23 protein-coding genes are annotated in these 24787 nt (G+C 71.3%); 16 read left to right on the forward strand and 7 right to left on the reverse strand.

The genetic code is table 11. The annotated features are described in order from the left end of the window. Positions 1 to 5: 5 nt before the first annotated feature. The 4 genes from CRYAR_RS07010 to CRYAR_RS07030 all read left to right on the forward strand — a co-directional run bounded on the left by CRYAR_RS07010 (position 6) and on the right by CRYAR_RS07030 (position 5104). Positions 6 to 497 (forward strand): nuclear transport factor 2 family protein, encoded by a 492-nt coding sequence (locus tag CRYAR_RS07010; RefSeq protein ID WP_035849204.1) that lies wholly within the window; start codon positions 6 to 8, stop codon positions 495 to 497. 141 nt (positions 498 to 638) lie between these two features. Further along, positions 639 to 3338: an ATP-binding protein gene (locus tag CRYAR_RS07015; protein WP_035849207.1), complete on the forward strand. Its 2700-nt coding sequence runs from the start codon at positions 639 to 641 to the stop codon at positions 3336 to 3338. Between the two features lie 49 nt (positions 3339 to 3387). Continuing rightward, a complete protein-coding gene (locus tag CRYAR_RS42830) occupies positions 3388 to 4356 on the forward strand; it encodes a nuclear transport factor 2 family protein (protein ID WP_051569862.1) in 969 nt (322 codons plus the stop codon). Positions 4357 to 4420: 64 nt separating this feature from the next. Next, the gene (locus CRYAR_RS07030; RefSeq protein ID WP_051569863.1) at positions 4421 to 5104 is read left to right on the forward strand and encodes a GNAT family N-acetyltransferase; all 684 of its coding nucleotides are present in this window, start codon (positions 4421 to 4423) and stop codon (positions 5102 to 5104) included. Here the strand turns inward: CRYAR_RS07030 and CRYAR_RS48490 are convergent. Next, positions 5056 to 6621 (reverse strand): M12 family metallopeptidase, encoded by a 1566-nt coding sequence (locus CRYAR_RS48490; protein WP_211247310.1) that lies wholly within the window; start codon positions 6619 to 6621, stop codon positions 5056 to 5058. The genes CRYAR_RS07030 and CRYAR_RS48490 overlap by 49 nt on opposite strands. Before the next feature lie 7 nt (positions 6622 to 6628). Further along, positions 6629 to 7384: an SDR family NAD(P)-dependent oxidoreductase gene (locus tag CRYAR_RS07040; RefSeq protein ID WP_035849209.1), complete on the reverse strand. Its 756-nt coding sequence runs from the start codon at positions 7382 to 7384 to the stop codon at positions 6629 to 6631. 118 nt (positions 7385 to 7502) lie between these two features. On the opposite strand from CRYAR_RS07040, the gene CRYAR_RS07045 reads away from it, so the two are divergent. The 5 genes from CRYAR_RS07045 to clpX all read left to right on the forward strand — a co-directional run bounded on the left by CRYAR_RS07045 (position 7503) and on the right by clpX (position 13360). Beyond that, positions 7503 to 8861 carry an MFS transporter gene (locus CRYAR_RS07045; protein WP_169745007.1) on the forward strand — a complete coding sequence of 453 codons (1359 nt, stop codon included), beginning with the start codon at positions 7503 to 7505 and terminating at the stop codon, positions 8859 to 8861. Positions 8862 to 9064: 203 nt separating this feature from the next. Then, a complete protein-coding gene (tig, locus tag CRYAR_RS07050; RefSeq protein WP_035849211.1) occupies positions 9065 to 10435 on the forward strand; it encodes a trigger factor in 1371 nt (456 codons plus the stop codon). A gap of 243 nt (positions 10436 to 10678) precedes the next feature. Further along, positions 10679 to 11251 (forward strand): ATP-dependent Clp protease proteolytic subunit, encoded by a 573-nt coding sequence (locus tag CRYAR_RS07055; protein WP_051569866.1) that lies wholly within the window; start codon positions 10679 to 10681, stop codon positions 11249 to 11251. Between the two features lie 45 nt (positions 11252 to 11296). Further along, positions 11297 to 11962 carry an ATP-dependent Clp protease proteolytic subunit gene (locus CRYAR_RS07060; RefSeq protein WP_035849216.1) on the forward strand — a complete coding sequence of 222 codons (666 nt, stop codon included), beginning with the start codon at positions 11297 to 11299 and terminating at the stop codon, positions 11960 to 11962. A gap of 114 nt (positions 11963 to 12076) precedes the next feature. Then, complete coding sequence (clpX, locus tag CRYAR_RS07065) at positions 12077 to 13360, forward strand: ATP-dependent Clp protease ATP-binding subunit ClpX (RefSeq protein WP_035849219.1); 1284 nt, start codon at positions 12077 to 12079, stop codon at positions 13358 to 13360. A gap of 57 nt (positions 13361 to 13417) precedes the next feature. On the opposite strand, the gene CRYAR_RS07070 is transcribed toward clpX, so the two are convergent. Next, positions 13418 to 14143 (reverse strand): hypothetical protein, encoded by a 726-nt coding sequence (locus tag CRYAR_RS07070; RefSeq protein ID WP_035849222.1) that lies wholly within the window; start codon positions 14141 to 14143, stop codon positions 13418 to 13420. Continuing rightward, positions 14130 to 14639 (reverse strand): RNA polymerase sigma factor, encoded by a 510-nt coding sequence (locus tag CRYAR_RS07075; RefSeq protein ID WP_035849225.1) that lies wholly within the window; start codon positions 14637 to 14639, stop codon positions 14130 to 14132. The genes CRYAR_RS07070 and CRYAR_RS07075 overlap by 14 nt, the downstream gene beginning before the upstream one ends. A 138-nt stretch (positions 14640 to 14777) precedes the next feature. Here CRYAR_RS07075 and CRYAR_RS07080 point away from each other — a divergent pair, with 138 nt between their 5' ends. After that, entirely contained in the window at positions 14778 to 15629 is an 852-nt protein-coding gene (locus CRYAR_RS07080) for a YndJ family protein (RefSeq protein WP_035849226.1), read from the forward strand. Here CRYAR_RS07080 and CRYAR_RS07085 read toward each other — a convergent pair. Then, positions 15586 to 16194, reverse strand: a complete 609-nt coding sequence (locus tag CRYAR_RS07085; RefSeq protein WP_211247311.1) for a helix-turn-helix domain-containing protein — start codon at positions 16192 to 16194, stop codon at positions 15586 to 15588. The genes CRYAR_RS07080 and CRYAR_RS07085 overlap by 44 nt on opposite strands. Before the next feature lie 71 nt (positions 16195 to 16265). Between CRYAR_RS07085 and CRYAR_RS07090 the strand changes: the two genes are divergently transcribed. Together CRYAR_RS07090 and CRYAR_RS07095 are read left to right on the forward strand one after the other, a co-directional pair. Beyond that, positions 16266 to 17108 (forward strand): EamA family transporter, encoded by an 843-nt coding sequence (locus CRYAR_RS07090; protein ID WP_035861130.1) that lies wholly within the window; start codon positions 16266 to 16268, stop codon positions 17106 to 17108. A gap of 10 nt (positions 17109 to 17118) precedes the next feature. Further along, entirely contained in the window at positions 17119 to 17964 is an 846-nt protein-coding gene (locus tag CRYAR_RS07095; RefSeq protein WP_051569868.1) for a carbon-nitrogen hydrolase family protein, read from the forward strand. Here the strand turns inward: CRYAR_RS07095 and CRYAR_RS48495 are convergent. Beyond that, on the reverse strand, positions 17916 to 18788 hold the full coding sequence (locus CRYAR_RS48495) for a GNAT family N-acetyltransferase (RefSeq protein ID WP_051569869.1): 873 nt from the start codon (positions 18786 to 18788) through the stop codon (positions 17916 to 17918). The two genes, CRYAR_RS07095 and CRYAR_RS48495, sit on opposite strands and share 49 nt — an antisense overlap. An 11-nt stretch (positions 18789 to 18799) precedes the next feature. After that, on the reverse strand, positions 18800 to 19024 hold the full coding sequence (locus CRYAR_RS07105; protein ID WP_035849228.1) for a hypothetical protein: 225 nt from the start codon (positions 19022 to 19024) through the stop codon (positions 18800 to 18802). Between the two features lie 68 nt (positions 19025 to 19092). Here CRYAR_RS07105 and CRYAR_RS07110 point away from each other — a divergent pair, with 68 nt between their 5' ends. From CRYAR_RS07110 to CRYAR_RS07125, 4 genes are all read left to right on the forward strand, one after another. After that, positions 19093 to 21723 (forward strand): valine--tRNA ligase, encoded by a 2631-nt coding sequence (locus tag CRYAR_RS07110; RefSeq protein WP_035849230.1) that lies wholly within the window; start codon positions 19093 to 19095, stop codon positions 21721 to 21723. Then, complete coding sequence (locus tag CRYAR_RS07115) at positions 21720 to 23081, forward strand: bifunctional folylpolyglutamate synthase/dihydrofolate synthase (RefSeq protein ID WP_035849232.1); 1362 nt, start codon at positions 21720 to 21722, stop codon at positions 23079 to 23081. Before CRYAR_RS07110 ends, CRYAR_RS07115 begins: the two co-directional genes overlap by 4 nt. Continuing rightward, the gene (locus tag CRYAR_RS07120) at positions 23078 to 23458 is read left to right on the forward strand and encodes a DUF4233 domain-containing protein (RefSeq protein ID WP_035849234.1); all 381 of its coding nucleotides are present in this window, start codon (positions 23078 to 23080) and stop codon (positions 23456 to 23458) included. The genes CRYAR_RS07115 and CRYAR_RS07120 overlap by 4 nt, the downstream gene beginning before the upstream one ends. 513 nt (positions 23459 to 23971) lie before the next feature. Next, complete coding sequence (locus tag CRYAR_RS07125; protein WP_157017447.1) at positions 23972 to 24784, forward strand: hypothetical protein; 813 nt, start codon at positions 23972 to 23974, stop codon at positions 24782 to 24784. The last annotated feature ends 3 nt before the right edge of the window (positions 24785 to 24787 follow it).

Consider the following 24787-nt stretch of genomic DNA (forward strand, 5'->3'; position numbering starts at 1 on the left):
GGGTCATGACAGAAACTACGACGTCCTTCCCGTCGGTCACGCTCGCCGACCGCGCCGCGATCCTCGACACGCTGCACCGCTACACCGCCGGCCTCGACCTCGGCGACGCCGATCTGCTGGCTTCGTCGTTGACCGAGGACGCCACCGTCGACCTCGGGCCGGCCATGCGCCGGATCGGCTACGACTTCCCGCCGCTCCGGCCGCGGGAGAGCGTCGTCAGTGCGTTGATCGGCGCGGTCGGGCCGTTGGACACCAGCCATGCGATCAGCAACGTGCGCAGCACCGTCGACGGGGACGTAGCGACCGTTCACGCGTACGCGCAGGCGCAGCACTTCGAGCCGGGCCGGGGTTCCGATCCGGCCGCGACGCGCCACGCGCTGATGATGAACCGATACACCGCGACGATGGTCCGGGACGGTGAGCGGTGGCGCATCCAGCACCTCGACATCGCCAACGCGTGGTTCGACGGTGACCCCACGGTGCTGCTCGGCGAGTAGCACCCGGTCACGCCGGGACGGCGGCGTGAAGCACACTCCCCAGCGGGAGCCCGGTGCGCCGGGACCGTCGACGCGGTCCGGCCGGGAGTGGCCGTCGAGGGCGTGACGGGCTACGCACGGTGACCGTCTAGCGTTCCGGCCATGTGGGCGCCGGCGCAGCTCTCCGATCCGCTGGTGGGACGGCGGGTGGAGAAGGAGCGGCTCGAGGCGTTGATCGCCGCTGCGCGGGACGGGCGCGGCGAGGCGCTGGTGGTGAGCGGTGAGGCGGGTATCGGGAAGAGCGCACTGCTCGACCACGCGGTCGAGGTGGCGGCCGGGTTCGAGGTCGTGCGGGCGTCGGGGTCGGAGCTCGAGCGGGAGATGGCGTTCGCCGCGCTCCACCAGTTGTGCGTGCCGCTGCTGCGTCGGCTGCCGGAGTTGTCGGAGCGGCACCGGACGGCGGTGCGGGTGGCGTTCGGGCTGGCCGACGGGGTGCCGGACCTGTTCCACCTGGGGCTGGCCGTCCTCGAGTTGATGGCGGCCGGCGACCGCCCGCTGTTGTGCCTCGTCGACGACGCCCACTGGCTGGATCCGGCCTCGTCGAGGGTGTTGGCGTTCCTCGGCCGCCGGGTCGCCGCCGACCGGATCGCCTTGCTCTTCGCCGCCCGCCCAGCCGCAGGCCCGGACGCCCCGGGCAGCCTGACCGGCCTCCCCGCTCTGACCGTCAGCCCTTTGAACGACCAGGAATCCGCCCAGCTCCTCGCCCAGAAATTTCCCCTGCCGCTGGACGAGAGAGTCCGCGACAACCTCCTGTCCGAGGCCCGCGGCAATCCGCTGGCGCTCCTCGAACTCCCGCGAGCCGGCGGCTTCCTCCCCCCGACCAGCTCCCCACTTCCCACCCGCATCCAGGACACCTTCCGAGCGCGTCTGACGAACCTGAACCCCGACGCACGCAGCCTGCTCGTCCTGGCGAGCGCCGACCCGACCGGCGATCCCACGCTCCTCTGGCCGGCCGCGCGGCACCTGGGCCTGGACGTCGCGCTCGCGGGGGCCGAGGCGACCGCCACCGGCCTGGCCGAGTTCGACGCCCGGATCCGGTTCTGTCACCCGCTGGCACGGTCGGCCGTCTACCGCGCGGCCGACCCGGCCGAACTCCGCACGGCGCACGCGGCGCTGGCCGAGGTCACCGACCCGCGGCGGGCTCCGGACCGGCGGGCCTGGCACCGCGCCCAGGCCAGCAGCGGCCCGGACGACGAGGTGGCGGCCGAGTTGGAACGATGCGCGTCCCGGGCGCAGGCACGCGGGGGTGTCGCCGCGGCGGCCGCCTTCCTGCGGCGTTCGGTGACGCTCACCCTCGACCCGGCCCGGCGCAGCGAACGAACCCTCACCGCGGCGGCGGCCCTCCTGGACGCCGGCGACGCCGATGCCGCCCACGCGTTGCTGGCCACCGTCGACAGCACCTCGCTCGATGGATTCCAACAGGCTCGCGCCGACGTGCTGCGGGGACGCGTCGCGTTCACCCGGCCGGGCGAGCGCGCGGGACCGATGCTGGTCGTGAGCGCCGCGCGACGACTCGCGCCGTTGGACCCGGAGAGCTCGCGGGACTGCTTCGTGGACGCTCTCGAGATGGCGTTGGCCGTCGGCCGCGCCCGTGGCGTCATCGACGAGGTGCTGGCCGCGGCCCGGTCGTCGGCGCCGGCCGCGGCGTCACCCGACCTGCTCGACGTGGTGATGTCGTTGGCCGCGGAGGGTCCCCGGGGTGCGGTGCCGGTGCTCGATACCGTGCGGGCGGTGCACGGCGAGACGTGGTGGGCCCGCCGACCCGCGCTGGCCACGATGATCACCGCCGAAGTCTGGGATTTCGCCACGCACACCGCGATCGCGGCCTGGCTGGAGACGACCGGCCGCGACACGGGTTCGCCGACCATGCTCCGGCTCGGCCTCGGCCAGCGGGCCAGCGACGCCGTGCTGGTCGGCGACGTCGGCCAGGCGATCGCCGCGATCGCCGAGGAGGAGGCGATCGCCGACGCGATCGGCGACCAGCCACTGGTCTACCCCCGGCTGCACCTGGCGGCGCTGCGCGGGCGCCGAGCGGACGCCCTGCGGCTGTTCCGGGCCGCCACCGACGCGGATTCCGGGGGCGACGGCGGACGGGTCACCAACCTGCACTGGGCGACGGCGCTGCTCCACAACGGGTTGGGCAACTACCCGGCGGCGCTCGAGGCCGCCCGCGCCTCGATCGAGGACCGGAACCTGTTCCACGTCGGTGGGGTGCTGGTGGAGCTGGTCGAAGCCGCGACCCGCTGCGACGAACCGGCCGTGGCCGCCGGGGCGCTGGACACGCTGACCGACCACGCTATGGCCGGCGGCACGCCCACCGCGCTGGGGGTGGCCGCCTACGCGCGCGGGCTGGTGACCGGCGTGGAGGACGACTACCGGGAGGCGCTCGCCCGGCTCGCCGAGAGCCCGCTCGTGCCGTACCGGGGCCGCGCCCACCTGCTGTACGGCGAGTGGTTGCGGCGCGCCGGGCGCCGTCGGGACAGCAGCGAGCAGCTGCGCACGGCCCACCGCTTGCTGGCCGCGTCCGGGGCCGAGGGGTTCGCGCGCCGTGCCGCCGACGAGTTGCGCGCGGCGGGGGAGAAGGTCAGTCGCCGCCCCGGCCGCTCGATCGACGAGCTCACGTCGCAGGAGGTCGCCGTGGCCCGGCTGGTCGCGGCCGGCGCCACGTCGCAGGAGGTCGCGGTCCAGCTGTTCATCAGCAAACGGACCGTCGACGCCCACCTGCGCGGCATCTTCCGCAAGCTCGGCCTCACCTCGCGTCGACAGCTCCGGGACCACCGGTTCGGCCGTCCGACGAATTAGGCATTCGTTACCGAGGCGCGTCCGTACCCCGCTGGACAGGCTCGGAGCCATGGAAATCACCAAATACCTCGCGGCCGCGGCGACCGGCGTGGCGATCGTGGCGGCGCTGCCGACCGCGGCGTCGGCCCACCGGTCGTACGAGCGGTGCGGCGGAACGACCGTCGACCGCAGCGCGCCGGTGATCGCCCGCGCCAGCGTGTTCGTGCGGGCGTCGGAGGACCTGACCTGGCGGATGCACACCGCGATCGACGAGTGGGAGACCTGGATCCCGGAGATCGTCCCGGCGCGCCAGAGCACCCCGGGACCGCTGCGGCCAGGGTCGGTGTTCGACTGGTCGCCGCAGAACATGACCGTGACGTCCACCGTCACGAAGGTCGAACCACGGCGGTGCACGGCCTGGGCCGCGCCGGTCAACGGCATCGACGGCGTGCACCTGTTCACGTTCGAGAAGGTCCGCGGCGGCGTGGTCGTCACGACCGAGGAGTCCTGGGCCGGAAAGCCGGTCCAGGCCGACGTTCCCGGTTTCCAGAAACTGCTCCAGACGGGGCTGGACGACTGGGTGGGCCGGTTCAAGGAGGTCGCCGAACGCGGCGGCCCGGCCCGCAACGAGGTCCGCCGTACCCCGCGGATCGTCGGGGACTGGCTCCGGTACTGGAACGCGGGCGACGGGAAGCGGCTCGGCTCGCTGTTCACGCCGGACGGCCGCTACACCGATCACTCGGCCGGCGTGACGTTCACCGGCCCGGCCGGCGTGGCCCAGTGGGTCGCCACGACCGTCGGCGGCGTCGACGACGTGCACGGTGACCTGCGCCAGGTGCACCGCTACGGCGACCGGATCGTTCTCGGCTGGACGTTCAGCGGTCACGTGAAGGGTGCTCCGTCGGCGTTCCGTCTGCCCGCGGTCACCGTGCTGCAGCTGCGCGGGAACCGGGTCGTGAGCAACGACGACTACTACAGCCACGCCGATCTGCTGGCCCGGTCCGGCCTACCGGCCGACTGGAAACCCCCGGCGAACTGACGCTCGACGCCGGAGGCTCCGCCGCCCGTCTCCCGGCGGTGCCCCGGCCCGCGATACTGACCGGGTGATCACCGAGCACTGGCCGCTCTACGACCTGCGCATCACGACGCCGCGGCTCGAACTCCGGCTGCCCACCCCGGACGACCTCGCCGCTCTCGCGACCCTCGCCGCCGGCCCGATCCACGACCCGGCCCGGATGCCGTTCGCCTCCGAGTGGACCGACGCGCCCCCGGCCGAGCGCAGCCGCTCCGTCCTGCAGCACCACTGGAGGTCGCTGGCCGAGTGGACGCCGCGGAAGTGGACCCTGCAGCTGGTCACCGTCGCCGACGACACGGTCATCGGCACCCAGGCGATCGGCGGTGACAACTTCGCGGTCGTGCGCGAGGTCCACACGGGATCCTGGCTCGGGCAGCACCACCAGGGGCGGGGCTTCGGCGTCGAGATGCGCGCGGCCGTGCTCCACCTGGCCTTCCACGGCCTCGGAGCCCGGGAAGCGGTCACCGGCGCCGTCACCGACAACCCGGCCTCGCTCGGCGTCTCGCGGCGGCTGGGGTACGTGCCGAACGGGGTCGTCAACCGGTCGATGCGCGGGAAGCCGGCCGTCGAGCAGCGGTTCCGGCTCGAGCGCGCGAACTGGCGCTCGCCGATCGAACCGATCACGCTCACCGGCGTCGAGCCCTGCCTGGCGTTGTTCGGAATTCAGGCCTCGAACGTCGCGACCGACGACCACCCGGCGCCCGGCGTGTAGAGCCGGCACGACGCGTCGAGTACCGAGTACGTCAGCACCCGGCCGTCGCCCAACGCCCAGGCGACGTCCCCGGTGGCTCCGTCCAGCGAGGTCCACGTGGACCCGTCGAACGACCACACGCCGTCCGGGCTCGTGACGTACCGGCCACCCACCAGCGACCCGGCCGGACCGGCCGCCCCCACCGGCCGCCACGTCAGCGCACCGTCCACGAGCGACCCGAGCAGCGTCGAATCCCCGGTGGAGACGAGCAACCCGCCCGACGTCACCCCCAGCGCCCGGCCGACCGTTTCGCCGACGACCGACCACTCGAACTCCCCGGCCGCGCCCAGCTTCGCGCACCACCACTCGCCCCCGTCGGCGACCAGCAGCTCGGCCACCCCGTCGGCGTCGACGTCGCCGACGAGCAGCGTCGAGAGGTCGGCGGTGAAGCCTTCGGTGTTCCCGGCGTAGCTCCACTCCGACGGCCCCAGCCACCACGAGTGGTCGGTGGGGTAGTAGGTCAGGACCTCGTCGGCGCCGCCGGGGCGGAACCGGCCCACCCAGGACTGCGACCCGAGCACTCGCGCGGTGGCCGACGACCAGCTCAACTGCCCCTCGACCAGCCGCCCGATCCGCCCGCCGGCCGCGTCGAGCACCTCGTCGAGACCGTCGCCGTCGAAGTCGCCGACCGGCCCGGGCCCGCCGTGGCCGACCTCCGTCCAGGTCAGCGCACCGGTCGCGAGCGAGCCGAGGTGGTACGTGCCGCGGCTGCGCAAGTGGTACAGGACGCCGAAGGACCCCACCCAGGTGTTCGCGTCCGACGGTTCCAAGGACGAGTACAGCTCCCGGATCGCCGCCCGGTCCCCGGCCGACAACCCTTCGCGCTGGCCGATCTGCGCCCCGTCGCGAAGCGGCACGATCGTCGGCTCACCGTTCACCGAGAACGAGACCGCCGGGTAATGCATGATCGACCCGTAGTCGTACGGCCCGACGTCGTCGCCGTCGGTGATGTGCTGGTCGAAGTTGTGCTTCTGGCCCGGGTCGATGTTGTCCCAGACGATGCGGACGAACTCGTCGCGGTCCTCCCGGCTCTGCTCGTGCCAGAGCCCGGCCGCGTGCCCGAGCTCGTGCGTCGCCTGGCCGAAGAAGCACCCGGTGCCGAGGTCGAGGGTCTGCATGCCGCCCTGCCGCCCGACCGACGACGTGCACCCGCCCCCGGGGACGAACCTGACGTAGTCGTCCTCGCCGTCGCGGGGGACGACCGCCAGCCGGGTACGCGTGTTCCAGTGCTCGACCGCCTCCTCCACCGCCGAGCGCTGGGCTTCCGGTAACGCCGGGTCGATCTCGTACGGGATCACCCCGTCGGGCCAGCGGAAGCTCTCGCCCGGAATGGCCACCGCGGACCGCGCGGACACCTCCGACACCGGGCCGAGCACGATGTCGCCCTCGAAGATCGCGCGCCCGTCCTCGACGCTGAACACGACCCGGCGGACGCCGAACGTTTCCCCGTACACATATCCAACGCCGGTCTCCGACATGGACACATCAATACACGGTGTACCCACCGTCGACGACGACTTCGTTCCCGGTGTGGAAAACCAGCGCGGGATCGGCGAGGAACGCGGCGACGTCGTGGAAATCCGCGTCGTCGCCCCACCGCCGCACCGGCGTGCGGGACGTGGTCGCGGCCAGGAACCGCTCGTCGGCCCGGAGCGGCTCGGTCATCGGCGTCCTGGTCCAGCCCGGCAGCAGCATGTTGCAGCGCACGCGGTGGCGGGCCAGCTCCACCGCGAGCGTGCGCCCGAGGCCGAGCAACCCGGTCTTGCTCGTCGCGTACGCCGCCAGCCCCGCGCCGCCGTACCGGCTGACCGTCGACGACACGATCACCAGCGACCCGCCCGAGCCCTGCGCCACGAACCGCCGCGCCGCCTCGCGCGTGGACAGGAACGCCCCGTCGAGGTTCGTCCGTAGGACACGGTGCCAGCGGTCCAGCGACATCTCGGTGATCGGAGCACCGTCGGTCACCCCGGCGTTCGCGACCAGGCACCCGAGTGGTCCGAGCTCGGCGACGGTCCGCTCCATGGCGTCGGACACGGCGTTCTCGTCGGTGACGTCGCACCCGACCGCCAACGCGCGCACGCCGAGCGCCCGGAGCTCGCCCACCACCGACGCCGAGCGCGCGGTGTCGCGGGCCCAGAGCGCGACGTCGGCGCCGGCCCGGGCCATGCCGATCGCCATCGCGCGGCCGATCCCGCTGTTGCCGCCGGTCACGACGGCGGTGATGCCCGACAGGTCGGTCACGGCGCCTCCCTTGAATCGTCGTTAACTTCCGCAGCCTCCCATGTGTATCGGGGAAGCTGACGAAATCGGTCCGGAAACGCCGTAAAGTGGCGTGACCCCGGCGATGGGAGTCCGCACCATGGCGACGACGTCCCGAGCCGGTACGGCCACCACTCCGCTCGGGCGGGAACCCTGGCCGCCGCGCGCCCGGCTGATCGTGTTCCTGCTGGCCCTCTACGTCATGCTCGCGTTCGGCGACAAGGCGATCCTCGGCCTCGTCGGCCCGCGGATGATGGCCGACCTGGGGCTCACCAACGCCGAGTTCGGTCTCGTCGGCAGCAGCTTCTCGCTGCTGTTCTGCGTCACCGCGATCGGCATCGGCCTGCTGGGCAACCGGGTCTCGCCGCGCTGGCTGCTCGCCGGTCTGGCGATCGTCTGGGCGGTCGCCCAGCTGCCCGTGCTGCTCCCGGTCGTCGGGTTCGCCGGTCTCGTCGGCACCCGCATCCTGCTCGGCGCGGGGGAGGGCCCGGCCGTGCCGCTCGCGTCGCACACCGCGTTCACCTGGGTGCCGATCCGCAGCCGCGCGCTCGCCGCGACCCTGCTCGCGGTCGGCGGTGGCGCCGGCGTCGTGGTCGGCGCCCCGCTGCTGATGCTCGCCATCCAGGCCTACGGCTGGCGGGCTCCCTTCGGGATCCTCGGCGTGCTCGGGCTGATCTGGGCGGTCGGCTGGCTCGCGGTCGGCGGAACCGGTCCCCATCACTACGCCGCCCCCGGCACCACCGCCGGCGATGCGCCGAGCGGCTCACGCGTGCCCCCCGGAACGGCCGCCGGCGCCGCGGGCGAGTCGCCCGAGCGGGTGCCCTATCGCCGCGTCTTCGCCCTCAGTACCTGGTGGGGCGCGGTGCTGGCCGGCTTCACCGTCTTCTGGACCCTGGGCCTCGCGCTCACCTGGCTGCCCACCTACCTGGAGGAGCAGGCCGGCTACGACCCCTCGACGGTGAGCCTGCTCGTCGGCCTCCCGAGCATCTTCTCGATCGTCTCGATCCTGGTCGCCGGCATGGTCGCCGACCGCCTGCTGCGTCGCGGGGGCTCGCGCCGCGTCGCCTACGGGGTGGTGCCCGCGGTCGCGATGATCGCGGGCGGGATCGCGCTGGTCGCGATGAGCCGTCTCGGCGCGGGCTGGCCGCTGCTCGCCGCGATGACCATCGCGTTCTCCACCGGCCCGGCGCTCACGCCGCTCACCAACGCCGCGATCGCCGACGTCTGCCCGCCGGCCCAGCGCTCGGGCGTCCTGGCCACCGCACACGCGTTCGCCACCACCGGCAACGTGGCCGCCCCGTTCGCCAGCGGCCTCGTCGTCGATCTGGCACCGACCGAGAGCGTCGGCTTCACCGCCGCGCTCGACCTGGCCGGCGTCCTCCTGCTCGCCGGAGCCGCGCTGGCCGCGACGACGATCCGCCCGGACGCGCACGCCGCTCGCCTGGCCGAACCGGGGTAGGACGCTGGGGTGCGGTCGCTGATCGGCGGTCGCATAGACTGCGTAGAGTCAATCCTGCGGTCTATCCGCGTGCGCGTCTTCTGGTGGTGCCCCGTGTCGATCGTCGGCGATTTCTCGCTGCCTCGGTCCTGGGCGGGCCCTACCCTCTGAAACCCACAGAGATTGAACACCTAATTACACCTGCAGCGTTGAGGAGCACACACGTGAAGAGCACCGTCGAGACCTTGAGCCCGACGAGGGTGCGGCTCGCCGTGGAGGTGCCCTTCGAGGAGCTGAAGCCCAACCTCGACGAGGCCTACCGCTCGATCGCCAGCCAGGTCTCGATCCCCGGCTTCCGTAAGGGCAAGGTCCCGCCGCGCTTGATCGACCAGCGGATCGGTCGCGCGGCCGTGCTCGAGGAGACGCTGAACAACGCGATCCCGACGCACTACTCGTCCGCCGTACGCGAGCACGACATCAAGGTGATCGGGCGCCCCGACGTCGAGGTCACCGAGCTGCAGGACGGCGAGAAGGTCTCGTTCACCGCCGAGGTCGACGTCCGTCCCGAGCTCGCGCTCCCCGACTACTCGACGCTCGAGGTCACCGTCGACGAGGCGATCGTCTCCGACGAGGACATCGACAACCAGGTCGACAGCCTGCGCCAGCGGTTCTCCACCCTGAAGGGTGTCGAGCGCGCGGTCCGGACGGGCGACTTCGTCCAGCTCGACCTGGTCGCCACCATCAACGGCGAGGAGATCGAGGGCGGTAGCGCCGAGAACGTCTCCTACGAGGTCGGCAGCGGTCAGCTGCTCGAGGGCACCGACGCGGCCATCGAGGGCCACGAGGCCGGCGAGGAGGTCACCTTCACCACGACACTGGCCGGTGGCGAGCACGCCGGTCAGGACGCGGACGTCAAGGTCACGATCCGCACGGTGAAGGAGAAGGAACTCCCGGAGCTGGACGACGAGTTCGCCCAGACCGCGTCGGAGTTCGACACGCTCGACGAGCTCAAGGACGACGTCCGCAACCGGCTCGGCCGGGTGAAGAAGCTCGAGCAGGCCGTCGCGGCCCGCGACAAGACGCTCGAGGCGCTCCTCGAGGCCGTCGAGGTCCCGATGCCGGAGAAGGTGCTCGCCGACGAGATCGAGTACCGCCGCCACCAGCTCGGCCACGCGTTGGAGAACGCCGGCGTGACGCTCGAGCAGTACCTGGAGAACGAGGGCCAGACGCAGGAGGAGTTCGACGAGCAGCTGGACAAGGACTGCGCTCAGGCGGTCCGCTCCCAGCTCGTGCTGGACGCCGTCGCGGACGCCGAGGAGGTCGGCATCGACGACGGTGAGCTCACCAGCGAGGTCGTCCGGCGCGCCCAGCAGTCGGGCGTCAACCCGCAGCAGTTCGCCGACCAGCTCGTGCAGAACGGCGAGCTGCCGATCGTCGTCGCCGACCTGCGCCGGGGCAAGGCGCTCGGGGTCGTCACCGACCAGGCGAAGATCGTCGACTCGGCCGGCAACCCGGTCGACCTGAAGGCACTGCAGGACGAGATCAACCCGGCCCAGGCGGACTCCGAAGCCGAGTCGGCTCCGGCTCAGGTCTGATCCACCGGGCCGTGGTCGTGCGCTCACAGCGAACAGCCCCCCGAGGCCCCGTCAGGTGCCTCGGGGCCGCGTTAGTGTCAGGCGTACGGCCAGCCGCGTAGTTCTGATCAGCCCAGCACACAGCAGGCCCCACAGCTCGAAGAGCTTCAGCCCAGCATCACGTTCAAGGCGAAGGCAGGCATCGTGACCCACTTCGACACACCGGCAGCACCCGCGGTCGGCCGCGCGCCGAGCTCGGGCGGCATGGGCTTCGATGACTCGGTGTTCAACCGGCTCCTCAAGGAGCGGATCATCTTCCTCGGTCAGCAGTTCGACGACGAGATGGCCAACCGGATCTGCGCCCAGCTGCTGTTGCTCTCCGCGGAAGACCCGGTCCGCGACATCGCGCTCTACGTCAACTCCCCGGGCGGCAGCGTCTCGTCCGGCATGGCGATCTACGACACCATGCAGTTCATCCCGAACGACGTGGCCACCTACGGCCTCGGCCTCGCCGCGTCGATGGGGCAGTTCATCCTGTGCGCCGGCGCCCGCGGCAAGCGGTACGCGCTCCCGCACACCCGCGTGATGATGCACCAGCCTTCCGGCGGCATCGGTGGTTCGGCCAGCGACATCGCCATCCAGGCCGAGCAGATGCTCTACACCAAGAAGCTGATGCAGGAGCGGATCGCCTTCCACACCGGTCAGTCCGTCGAGCAGATCGAGGCCGACTCGGACCGCGACCGCTGGTTCACCGCCGACGAGGCCAAGGAGTACGGCCTGATCGACGCGGTGCTGCCCACCACGTCCGACGTGGCGGCGACCACCGGCGCTCACTGAGCGCGCAGCCACCGATCCGCCATTTTCTCGTCCGGAGGACCTGAAATGAGTGACCTAAGCTTCCCGGGCTCCGGGTTGTACAACCGCGAAACTGCTCCGCAGGGCCGCTACGTCCTGCCGTCGTTCGTCGAGCGCACGTCGTACGGGATCAAGGAGATGAACCCGTACAACAAGCTGTTCGAGGAGCGCATCATCTTCCTCGGTGTGCAGATCGACGACGCCAGCGCGAACGACGTGATGGCGCAGCTTCTCTGCCTCGAGTCGATGGACCCCGACCGGGACATCTGGATCTACATCAACTCGCCGGGCGGCTCGTTCACCGCGCTGACCGCGATCTACGACACGATGCGGTTCGTCCGCTGCGACATCCAGACGGTGTGCATGGGCCAGGCGGCCTCCGCCGCGGCCGTGCTGCTCGCCGCCGGGACGCCCGGTAAGCGCCTCGCGCTGCCGAACGCCCGGGTGCTGATCCACCAGCCGTACAGCGAGGGTGGCGGCCAGGGCTCGGACATCGAGATCCAGGCCCGTGAGATTTTGCGCATGCGTACGCAGCTGGAACAAATGCTTTCCTCGCACTCCGGTCAGCCGATCGAGAAGGTCCGCAAGGACATCGAGCGGGACAAGATTCTGACTGCGGACGAGGCCAAGGAGTACGGCCTCATCGACCAGGTGCTGGAAAGCCGCAAGAAGGTTCCGGTCGCGGCGGGTTGAGAGTCGAAGTAAGGCAACGCGCCCTCGCGACCAGGGGTCAGCGAGGGCGCGGAGCATGTACCGTCGAGGAGTCAGTCGGCCGGCGGTCCGGCGAGGACAGGGAGATGGTCGTTCGTGGCACGGATCGGTGACGGCGGAGACCTGCTGAAGTGTTCTTTCTGCGGGAAGTCGCAGAAGCAGGTCAAGAAGCTCATCGCGGGCCCAGGGGTGTACATCTGTGATGAGTGCATCGACCTGTGCAACGAAATCATCGAGGAGGAGCTCTCCGAGTCCTCCGAGTTGAAGTGGGACGAGCTCCCCAAGCCGATCGAGATCTGCGAGTTCCTCGACCAGTACGTGGTCGGGCAGGATTCGGCGAAGAAAGCTCTCGCGGTAGCGGTGTACAACCACTACAAGCGTATTCAGGCCGACAACACCAACCACCGCAACGGTGGCCCGGAGCCGGTCGAGCTGGCGAAGTCGAACATTCTGCTGATCGGCCCCACCGGCTGCGGCAAGACGCACCTGGCGCAGACGCTGGCCAAGCTGCTCAACGTCCCGTTCGCGATCGCGGACGCCACCGCGCTGACCGAGGCCGGCTACGTCGGCGAGGACGTCGAGAACATCCTGCTGAAGCTGATCCAGGCCGCCGACTACGACGTCAAGCGCGCCGAGACCGGAATCATCTACATCGACGAGGTCGACAAGATCGCTCGCAAGAGCGAGAACCCGTCGATCACGCGTGACGTCTCCGGCGAGGGTGTCCAGCAGGCGCTGCTGAAGATCCTGGAGGGCACCACCGCGAGTGTTCCGCCGCAGGGCGGCCGGAAGCACCCGCACCAGGAGTTCATCCAGATCGACACCACGAACGTGCTGTTCATCGTGGGTGGGGCCTTCGCCGGGCTGGAGAAGATCATCGAGAACCGGGTCGGCAAGAACGGCCTCGGGTTCGCGGCGAACATCATCTCCGCGTCCGAGCGCACCACCGACGACGTGTTCGCCGAGGTCATGCCGGAAGACCTGCTGAAGTTCGGGATGATCCCGGAGTTCGTCGGCCGTCTGCCGGTCATCACCACGGTGCGCAACCTCGACCGGCGTGCGTTGATGCAGATCCTCACCGAGCCGCGCAACGCGCTGGTGAAGCAGTACCAGCGGCTGTTCGAGCTCGACGGCGTGGAGCTGGACTTCACCCGGGACGCGCTCGAATCGATCGCGGACCAGGCGATCCTGCGTGGCACCGGGGCCCGTGGCCTCCGGGCGATCATGGAGGAGGTGCTGATGTCGGTGATGTACGAGATCCCGTCGCGTCCCGACGTCGCCCGCGTCGTGATCAGCCGCGAGGTCGTGCTCGAGAAGGTCCTGCCGACGATCGTCCCCCGGGACGTTCCGAAGCGCGAACGCCGCGAGAAGTCAGCCTGACCTGTTCGCGCGAAACCCCCGCCCGGATCCGGGCGGGGGTTTCGGCGTTCCTGGGGTTCAGTTCGTGTGCCAGTTCGCGACCCGGGTGCCGTCCACGGTGAAAATCTGCAGGCGCCCGTCGGACTGCTCGACCCGTGGGGGCCCTTCGCTGCGGGTCAGTTCGGCGATCGTCTTGGACAGTGCGGGCAGGCCCCGAACGGACTCGTAGGTCGCCACGAAGTAGAACTGGGCTGCTGGGTCGTCGGTGCCGGGATAGAAGACGCTGCAGCGGAACGTGAGGACTGCTTCCTTCACGCCGTCGTCGGTGAGTTCCGCGTATCTGGGGCCTGACTCCCCGAGGCCGTCGAACACCTGGTAGCCGATCGATCCGAGGTCGGGCACGTCCGCGTGGGCAAGGCCGGCGGTGAACGACAGTTCCGGTGCGCCGCCGCAGTCCTCGTTGCCCGGCACGTCCAGCGTCGCGTTGCGCCAGTCGACCGCGCTGAGCGGGTTCTGCTGACCGTCGTCGTCGGTGGGCGCGGGCGCCGAGGTCGTCGTGGCCGGGCTGACGGGCCGGAGAGCATCCGGTTGCTCGGTGCCGCGGAGCGCGTAGCCGACTACGAGCGTCATCACGAGGACGAGGGCGCCGACGGCGGCGAGCCGGTTGCGCCGACGCCGGCGGCCGAGACGGGCGGTGACCGATTCGCCGGGGCCCGCGAACGCCTCTGAAGGGTCGTCGCGCAGGCGCCCGAACAGCTCGGTAGCGGGATCGTGAACGGATCCGGGAACGTCAGAGTCGGCCATCGTCGTACGCCCCTTCCATTCGTTCGTCGGCGATGTGGGCCGCGAGTGCCGCGCGGCCGCGGTGCAGCCAGGACTTCACCGTGCCTTCGGCCACCGATTCTTCGGCGGCGATCTGGGCGATCGACAGATCCGCCAGGTAGTGCAGCACCACCGCCCTGCGCTGCCGTTCGGGGAGCGTGGCCAGCGCGGCGACGAGCGTCACGTGCTCGGGGCCCGGCGGTGGCGCGTGCACCTCGCGTTGGCCGTGCACGAACCTCAACGCGGTGCGGGCCCGACGCCAGCGGCTGATCGCCAGGCGCCACGCCACCTGCCGCACCCAGGCGGCCGGGCTCTCGTAGGCCGAGACCGCCGCCCAGCGCGTCCACGCCCGGACGAACGCCTCCTGCACCGCGTCCTGCGCCTCGGCGGCGTCACCGGTGTAGGCGTAGAGCTGTTTGCAGAGCACCGGGAAGTTGTCGGCGTAGAAGCGGCCGAAATCCCGTCCGGTCCCGGTCACGGCCCTCCTTCCTGGCCGACGTGGTGCCGGCTCCCGTGTCACACGCGTGGACGGGGTCGCCGGTTGCAGACAAAGTATTGAGCACTCGCTCAAGGCCGGAGTACGATTTGAGCAGTCGCTCAAACGAGGAGGTCAGCCATGCGGTGGGCGGTGGTTCCGGCGATAGCGCTCGGCATGCTGGTGATCGTGCCGGTCGGGCTCGGGCTGCTCGAGGCGCCGGGTCTGCGGACGGTCCGGCGGTGGTGGCCACCGGTGGCGATCGTCGGGGCGCTGTCGCTCGCGATGCCGGTGAGCCTGCCTGCGGTGGGGCTCGCCTGCGTCTACGCGGCCGGGACGTTCGTGCTGGCCGGGACGGCGGCGGCCCGGCTCCGGCGCGACCGGTCCCTGGCCCCGGTGGACGTCGCGGCGCTCACCGCCCTGGTCACGCCGGCGGTGGCCGGGGCGTCGCTGGTGGTCGAGCGGGTGGGCGGCACGCTGCTCGGCTTCGGCCCGAAGATCCTGCTGCTCACCGTCGCCCACTTCCACTACGCCGGCTTCGCCGCCGCCCTGGTGGCCGGGCTGGTGGCCCAGGCCACCCGCGCCGGGTCCGCCACCCGCGCGGCCGCGGTCGCGGCGTTGACGGTGCCGGCGGGGACGCTGCTGGTGTTGATCGGGTTCTTCGCGGGGGAGCTGGTGGAGCTGGCCGGAGCGGCCGTGCTCACCGCCGGGATGTGGGTGGTCGCCGCGCTCTCCTGGCGCCTGCGGGCCTCGGTGTCCGACCGGTCGGCGCGGGTGCTGCTCGGCGTCTCGTCGGTGGTGCTCGTGCTAACGATGCTGCTCGCGCTCGACTGGGCGCTGGGCGAGGCGTTCGGCGTCCCGAAGCTCAGCCTCACCTGGATGGCCGCGACCCACGGTGTCCTGAACGCGGTGGGGTTCGGTCTCTGCGCGGTGCTGGCCTTCAGCCGGCTCAGCGCCGGGTCCGACGATCGAACTCGCCGGGTGGCATCGTGACGACCATGTGGACGCGGGCCGCCGTATCGCCGTCGTTGCGGTACCGGTGCGGCACGTCCCCGGGGTAGACCGCGGTCCGGCCGGTCGCGACCCGCAACTCCAGGTCGCCGACGACGAGCGTCATCGTGCCCGCCACCACGTGCGCGATCTCGCGTGTGCCCACCGAGTGGTCCTCGGAGACGTGCTCCTCGCCCGGCTCCAGCACCCACTCCCAGAACTCGACGAACTCCGGGTCGTCGACGCCCGCGAACAGCGTCGCCCTCCCCCCGGACGGCCCTTCCCACAGCACGCTGTAGTCGTCGGGGCCGGTGATCTGCACCTCCGGCGGACGGGCCTCCTCCACCAACCGCGCCACGGTGACGCCGAACGCGTCGGCGATGCGCACGAGCGTGCCGATGCTCGGGTTCGTCCGCCCGGCCTCGATCTGCACGAGCATGCCCTTGCTGACGCCGGAGCGCCCGGCCAGTTCGTCGAGTGACCAGCGGCGACCGGTGCGCAGGCTCCGGACCCGCTCACCCACCAGGAGTGCGATCGCGGGGCGCGCGTCGTCCCGAGCAGTGGTCAATATATTGGCCTCTTCGGTCAGTTCAGTGATACAAACGGTGCTATGAACCACGCTACCGGTTGGAGTCGGCGGTGATCCCGGTGCTGCTCGCCGCCGGCTCCGCCCTGGTCTACGGCGTCGGGGACTACTGCGGGGGAACCGCCGGGAAGCGCGCCCCCGCCGTCGCGGTGACGGTGGTGGCCAAGGTGTCGGCGTTCCCGCTGCTGCTCGTGCTCACGCTGCTCCTCGGGGCCGACGCCGCGCCGGGCGCCGCCGACCTCGGGTGGGCCGCGCTGGCCGGTCTCGCCGGCGTGGGTGCGGTCGTCCTGTTCTACCGGGCGATGTCGGCCGGAGCGATGGCGGTCGTGGCGCCGGTCACCGCGGCGGCGTCGGCGGTGCTGCCGGTGATCGTCGGCATCCTGGTGGACGGGTCACCCGGCACCGTGCCGCTGATCGGCGTCGGGTGCGCGGTCGTCGCGATCGCGCTGGTGAGCGCGGGCGGGGGGCGCCCCGCACACGTGACGCCCCCGCTGGTGGGGCTGGCCGTGGTGGCCGGCATCGGGTTCGGGTTGTTCTTCGTGCTGCTGGACCGGGTCCACTCGGGCGTCGGGCAGTGGCCGCTCGTCGTCGCGCAGGTGGCCGCGATCCTCGCGCTCGTCGTCCTGAGCTCCGCGCGCCGGGAACGGATGTCGGTGCCCCGCGCGGCGCTGCCGTTCGCGCTGGCCGCCGGGGCGTTCGACACGGTCGCGAACGTGCTCTACGTGCTGGCCAACAACAGTGGGCAGCTCGCGCTGGTGGCGCCGCTGGCGTCGCTCTACCCGGCCAGCACCGTCGTGCTCGCGCTCGTGCTCGACCGGGAGAAGGTCCGCGGCTGGCAGCTGCTCGGCCTCGGCCTGGCCGGAACCGCGCTGGCCCTTCTCGCCGCCACCGGTTAAGACTTGAACCATGCGTGTTGCGGTGTGTCAGTTGAACTCACGGGACGATCGGGCGGCGAACCTCGCGGAGGCTCGGCGTCTGCTGGAGCAGGCCGCGGCGGCCGGGGCCGACTTCGCCGTACTGCCGGAGTTCGTCGACTACCTGGGGCGCCGTCGCGGCGAACCGGAGCCGGAGACCGTCGACGGCGAGTTCGCGCAGTTCTTCTCCCGCGCCGCCCGCGAGCTCGAGCTCACCGTGCTCGCCGGGTCGTTCCGCGAGCGCGCCGAGGACGGCGAGCGGGCCTACAACACCAGCCTGGTGTTCGACCGGTCCGGCCGGCGCGTCGCGGCCTACCGCAAGATCCACCTCTACGACGTCGAGATCCCCGGCCGGGTCTCGTACCACGAGTCGAAGACGATCGCGCCGGGGGAGGAGCTCGTCGTCGCCGACGTCGAGGGCACCCCTGTGGGGCTCTCGATCTGCTACGACCTGCGCTTCCCCGAGCTCTACCGCGCGCTGGCCGTGGCCGGGGCCCGGGTGCTCGTCGTCCCGGCGGCGTTCATGGCCCACACCGGCCGTGACCACTGGGAGGTGCTGCTGCGGGCCCGGGCGATCGAGAACCAGTGTTACGTCGTCGCCGCCGGCCAGATCGGCGACCACGAGCCCGGCCGTACCTGCTTCGGCCGCAGCATGGTGATCGATCCGTGGGGCACGGTCGTCGCCCAGGCACCGGACGTCGTCGGCGTCGTCACCGCGGATCTGGATCTGGGGCGCCTGGAGGACGTGCGGGCCGAGCTGCCCAGCCTGGCCAACCGGCGGCTGCCGGATCAGGACGGCGTGAAGGTCCAGGTCTCGCCCTCGGCCACCGCGCGGTAGCCGATCCGCTCGTAGACGCCGTTGCTCGTCGGGTTGGCCGCGTCGGTGAACAGCAGAACGGCGGCGGCCCCGATGTCGAGCAGGTGCTGGCTGAGTTCCGCGGTCGCGGCCGCCGCGTACCCGCGCCGCCGGTGCTCCGGCGGGGTGTAGACGGCGTTGATGCGGTAGGCGGCCGCGGCCGGTGGAGCGAAGCAGACCATCGCGACCGGTTCGCCACGCACCTCCCAGAGCCAGGCGCGCCCGCCGCTCAGGAAGTAGTCGACCCGGCGGGCCGCGTCCCGCTCGGTGAACGGCTCCGGTTCGTCGCCGGGAGTGTCGGCCTCGAAGCCCAGCACGGCCTTGATCAGCCAGGGCCGGTAGGTCCAGTCGGCGCGGATCAGCCGTCCGGGAACGTCGTCCGGCGCTCGTAACGTCTCGAGGACCAGCAGCCTCGTGCTCATGCCGCGGCGGGCCGAGGCCGTCGTGCGTGCCGTCCACGCGCGGGCCACCGCCGAGGGGCCGGGCGCCATCCCGGTGACCCCCGGCACCGTCTCACCGGCCTCGAGCAGGGCGTCGACGAGCGCGGACGCGGCCTCGTCGTCCAACTCGGGCACGAGCAGCAGGTGCGGTGGCGTCCAAGCCGCGATCCAGGCCGGCGGGGTGCCCGGCGCCGCGCGGATCAGCGCCCACAGGGCGTCGGGCTCGGTGGGGAGCACGCCGTCGGCCCGCTGGCTGACGACCGTGCACAGGTGGTTGTGGCGGACCGGGTCCCGGGCCAGCCAGGAGGCGACCGCCGGCGTGAACGCGGACAGTCCGATCGCCCCGCGGAGCAGTTCACAGCGCACGCCCGATGATGTTAGGGCTGTACCACGGCATTTCCCGGCGAATGGTCAGCCGGACCGGAGCAACCTTCGGCCGCGACGCCGATCAGGAACACCGCGACGATGCCGCCGCCCACCGTGAGCATCGCCCGACGCATCGGCGCCGAGCCGGGGCCACGCATCCGGACCGCGCCGACGACCACCGCGATCAACACGAGAAGGCCGATCAGCGGGCCCCACATCGGGGCGATCAGGTCCACGGGACCCAGACTGCCACGCCCGCATCCGGGTGGCGAACGCGCTCGCCGCGCGAACTAGGATTCACTCCGTGACCACACACCCCGACACCCAGGCACCGCCGACGCCGTCGACCGAACTGTCGACCAAGTACACGCCGGCGGACGTAGAGGGGCCGCTCTACGAGCGGTGGGTCGCGGCCGGCTACTTCACTCCCGACGCGACGAGCGACAAGCCGCCGTTCTCGGTCGTGATCCCGCCCCCCAACGTGACCGGTGTCCTGCACATCGGCCACGCGCTCGACCACACCCTGATCGACACGCTGACCCGGCGTCGCCGGATGCAGGGGTACGAGGTGCTGTGGCTGCCCGGCATGGACCACGCGGGCATCGCCACCCAGAACGTCGTCGAGCGTGAGCTGGCCAAGAACGAGGGCAAGAGCCGCCACGACCTGGGCCGCGACGAGTTCGTGAAGCGCGTGTGGCAGTGGAAGGAAGAGTCCGGAGGCAAGATCGCCGGTCAGATGCGTCGCCTCGGTGACGGCGTCGACTGGACGCGCGACCGGTTCACGATGGACGAGGGGCTCTCGAAGTCCGTCCAGACGATCTTCAAGAAGCTCTACGACGACGGCCTGATCTACCGTGCCGAGCGCATCATCAACTGGTGCGCGCGCTGCCACACCGCGCTCTCCGACATCGAGGTGGAGCACTCCGACGACGAGGGCGAGCTCGTCAGCATCCGCTACGGCGACGGCGAGAACGCGATCGTGGTGGCCACCACCCGGGCCGAGACGATGCTCGGTGACACCGCGGTGGCCGTGCACCCCGACGACGAGCGCTACCAGCACCTGATCGGCACCGAGGTGCAGCTGCCGCTCACCAACCGGCGCATCCCGATCGTGGCCGACGAGCACGTCGACCCGAGCTTCGGCACCGGCGCGGTGAAGGTGACCCCGGCGCACGACCCGAACGACTTCGAGATCGGTCAGCGCCACGGCCTGCCGAACCTCACGATCATGGACGAGAAGGCCGTGATCACCGCGCACGGCCCGTTCGAAGGGCTCGACCGGTTCGAGGCGCGCCCGGCCGTGGTGGCCGCGCTGCGCGAAGAGGGCCGGATCGTCGCGGAGAAGCGCCCGTACGTGCACGCGGTGGGCCACTGTTCGCGCTGCGACACGGTGGTGGAGCCGCGCTTGTCGCTGCAGTGGTTCGTGAAGGTGGAGACGCTGGCCGCGGCGGCCGGCGACGCCGTGCGCGACGGCCGGGTGTCGATCCACCCGCCGGAGCTGTCGAAGCGGTACTTCGACTGGGTCGACAACATGCACGACTGGTGCATCTCCCGCCAGCTGTGGTGGGGCCACCGCATCCCGGTCTGGTACGGCCCCGACGGTGAGATGGTGTGCGTCGGCCCGGACGAGCAGCCGCCCGGTCCGGAGTGGACCCAGGACACCGACGTGCTCGACACCTGGTTCTCGTCGGGCCTCTGGCCGTTCTCGACGCTCGGCTGGCCGGACGAGACCCCCGACCTGGCGAAGTTCTATCCCACCAGCGTGCTGGTCACCGGGTACGACATCCTGTTCTTCTGGGTGGCCCGGATGATGCTGCTCGGCCTGTACGCGATGGACGGCGAGCAGCCGTTCGACGTGGTGGCGCTGCACGGCCTGGTGCGCGACAAGTACGGCAAGAAGATGTCGAAGTCGCGCGGCAACACCGTCGACCCGCTGGACTGGATGGACGCCTACGGCTCCGACGCGCTGCGCTTCATGCTGGCGCGGGGCGCCAACCCGGGCTCCGACCAGGCGTCCAGCGAGGAGTGGGTGGCCGGTGCCCGCAACTTCTGCAACAAGCTCTGGAACGCGACCCGGTTCGCGCTGCTGAACGGGGCCGACGCCGGCGCCGAGCTGCCGAGCGAGCTCTCCCCGGCCGACCGGTGGATCCTCTCCCGGCTGCACACCGTGCTCGCCGAGGTCGACGACCTCTACGAGCGGTTCGAGTTCGCCAAGCTCACCGACCTGCTCTACCACTTCGCGTGGGACGAGGTCTGTGACTGGTACGTGGAGCTGGCCAAGCCGGAACTGGCCGCGGGCGGCGTGCGGGCCGACACCACCCGGGCGGTGCTCGGGCACGTGCTCGACCGGCTGCTGCGCGTGCTGCACCCGGTGACGCCGTTCGTCACCGAGGCGCTCTGGACGGCGCTGACCGGCCGCGAGTCGGTGGTGATCGCCGAGTGGCCGCAGGCCGAGCCCGGGCGCCGCGACCCCGCCGCGGAGGCCGAGATCGAGGCGCTGCAGCGGGTCGTCACCGAGGTCCGGCGCTTCCGCTCCGACCAGGGCCTCAGGCCGACGCAGCGGGTGCCGGCCCGGCTCGACGGGCTGGACGCGCTCGGCGTGGCCGCACACGAGACGCTCATCCGGTCGCTGTCGCGGCTCGACCCGGCCGGTGACGACTTCACCGCCACCGGCACCGTGCAGGTGGGTGCCGAGCTCACGGTCAGCTTCGACACGTCGGGGACGATCGACGTCGCCGCCGAACGGCGCCGGCTCGAGAAGGACCTGGCCGCGGCCGAGAAGGAACGCGCGCAGAACTCCGGCAAGCTCGGCAACGAGGCGTTCCTGGCCAAGGCGCCGGACGCGGTGGTGGCGAAGGTCCGCGAGCGGCTCACCGCAGCCGAGGCCGACCTGGCCCGCCTCGAGACCCAACTCGCCGCACTGCCCTCGGCATGAGCGACAACAACCGGGCCGCGGAGGACGCCGCCGAACTCGCTCGGGCCGAGGCCGGGCTCAACGCGCGCGGTCCCGGGCGGATGGTGCCCGACCGGGACCGCATCGTCGCGCTGCTCGACCTGCTCGGAAACCCGCAGCGGGCTTACCCGTCGATCCACCTGACCGGCACCAACGGCAAGACGTCGACCGCGCGCATGGTCGACAGCCTGCTCAAGTCCTTCGGGCTGCGGGCGGGGCGCTACACCAGCCCTCACCTGGAGTCGGTCACGGAGCGGATCTCGCTGGACGGCACGCCGATCCCGGCCGGCAAGTTCGCCGCGGCCTACGACGAGGTCGCGCCGATGGCCGACCTGCTCGATGCCAAGAACGCAGACCCGGTGACGTACTTCGAGTTCACCACCGCGATGGCCTTCGCCGCGTTCGCCGACGCGCCGGTGGACGTCGCGGTCGTCGAGGTGGGCCTGGGCGGCCAGTGGGACGCGACGAACGTCCTGGACGCCGGCGTCGCGGTTATCACGCCGATCAGCCTCGACCACGCTGCCCTGCTCGGCGGCACGGTCGCGAGCATCGCCACCGAGAAGGCCGGCATCATCCACGGCGACGCGAGCGTGATCACCGCGGTGCAGCCGGCCGAAGCGATCGAGCCGCTGCTCGCCCGGGCCGCGTCGGAGGGTGCCTCGGTCGCCCGCGAGGGCGTCGAGTTCGGCGTGCTCGAGCGGACGATCGCGGTCGGTGGCCAGCAGCTGCGGCTCAAGGGCCTGGCGGGGGAGTACGGCGAGATCTTCCTGCCGCTCCACGGCGCCCATCAGGCGCAGAACGCGGTGCTGGCGCTCGCGGCCGTCGAGGCGTTCCTCGGCGCCGCGCCGGGCCGCGCGCTGGCCGCGGACGCCGTCCGGGAGGGGTTCGCGAACGTGCGGTCACCCGGGCGTCTGGAGCGGCTGCGTACCTCGCCGACCGTGCTCGTGGACGCGGCGCACAACCCGGCTGGGATGACCGCGACGGTGCAGGCGATGGCCGAGGCGTTCGCGTTCCGCAAGCTCGTGGCCGTCGTCGCGGTGCTCGACGACAAGGACTACCGGGGCATGCTCGAACTGCTCGAACCGGTGGCGGACGCGATCGTGGTGACCGAGAACTCGTCACCGCGGCGCCTGAGCGTCGACGAGCTGGCGGCCGCGGCCGTGGAGGTGTTCGGCGCCGACCGGGTCGACGTGGCCTCCCGGCTCGACGACGCGATCGAGTCCGCGGTCACGATCGCCGAGGAGGACGACGACGGCGACGCGCCGCTGGCCGGGGCGGGCGTGCTGGTCACCGGCTCGGTGGTCACGGCGGCCGACGCCCGGAAGCTGCTGGCGCGGTGAGTGAACCGGAGGAGACCCCCGAGTCGCCACGGTCGGGCCTGAAGAACCCCGGGGCGGCCGTGCGCGGTGTCGGTGCGGCGACGTTGCTGCTGGAGTTCCTCGTGCTGCTGCTGGCGATCCAGCCGCTGCGGACGCTGCTGCCGGACGCCTCCGGTGCGGCCGCGGTGCTGGCGCTCGTCCTCGGGCTGCTCTGTCTGGCCGCGGCCGGCCTGCTCCGCCGGGGCTGGGCGTGGAATGCGGTGATCGGTCTGCAGGTTGTGATCGTCGCGACCGGCATCGTTCACTGGATGCTCGGCGTCGTCGGGGGCATATTTCTCTTGGTGTGGATCTATGTCCTCAACGTCCGGAAAAGCGTCTTGGGTGACCGTCCACAGTAGTTACCTTGAGTGCATGAGTCATTAACTGAAAGTAATTGAATCAGTCGGTCGCGGGGAGCAACTTCCTCGCTGTTCACAGCGTCTATTGGGTGTGTCCTACACCGGCCCGCAATCGGGCGCAGTATGCCGTCTCTGTAGCGGTTGCAATCCGTACCGTGACGATTGACCGTTCCGCAGAGTGAATGCAGAGCAACGCTCCGGTGTCCGATCGGCGCTCCTGGCTGTAGCGCTGACCTGGCAGAATAAGCTGCGCGAAAGCGCGACGTCCTCGCTACGCCCCGTAATTTCAGTCGTCATCCGTACGAACCGAATGGCCAGGGCGGCCGTCTGATTTTTAAGGCTCGCTCCGTCGAACAGTTGAGGTTCTATGTCGGATTGGTGACTTCACAGGAATGGCACTGTCCGTGATGACCGATTGAACCCTCACTGTCCGCCCAACTTAGAGCGCCTTGGGTCGGAAGTCCAACTTGTCGGTTTCGTTGACGTCTTTGAGATATCGCTTAAGGTGCACTCGTGGAATCAGGGTTGAATTCCGATACCGAGCAGGTCGAGGTCTTACCTGAAGACATCGTTGCTGCTCCGGTGTTCGTGGATACGACGGGTAAGCGGCATCGACGCTTCCGTACCGTCGGCTTCCTCGCGGGAGGCGTCGCGATCGCCTACGCCGCCATGCTGGGCCTGAGCTTCGCCGGCGGCCCCATCGCCCCGAACGCGCTGCTGCCGATCCCGGGCGTCCCCACCGCTGCTCCGTTGGCCGTCCCGGACAAGGAGCCGAAGGGCGACGACATGTCCGCGGTCAGCCGGGACGAGGAGATCTCGCGCGGCGGCGACGACAGCAACCGTGGTCGCCGCGACGGTCAGATCGACTCGACGTCCACCACCACGCCGAAGCTGACGCCGTCGGGCCCGGCCAAGGCACCGGTGAAGGCGACGCCGACCAAGCCGTCCGCGACGCCGATCAAGCCGTCGCCCACGCCGACGAAGCCGTCGCCGACCCCGACGAAGCCGTCGCCGACGCCGACCAAGGCGCCGCCGACGACGAAGCCGGCCGACCCGCCGCCGACGACGAAGCCCGCGGACCCGCCGCCGACGACGAAGCCGGCCGACCCGCCGCCGGTGACCACCAAGCCGGCCGACCCGCCGCCGGTCACCACGAAGCCGGCCGACCCGGCGCCGGGCACCGGCGCGGGTGGTGGCGGTGGCAGCACCGCGCCGAAGCCTCCGGCTGACCCGCCGGCCGATCCTCCGGCGAGCAACAACCCTCCGGCGCCCGTCACCAAGGCGCCGACCGCCAGCGCAAGCCCGAGTTCCACCACGGAGAGCTGACCG

This window comes from Cryptosporangium arvum DSM 44712 (assembly GCF_000585375.1).
GTDB lineage: Bacteria > Actinomycetota > Actinomycetes > Mycobacteriales > Cryptosporangiaceae > Cryptosporangium > Cryptosporangium arvum.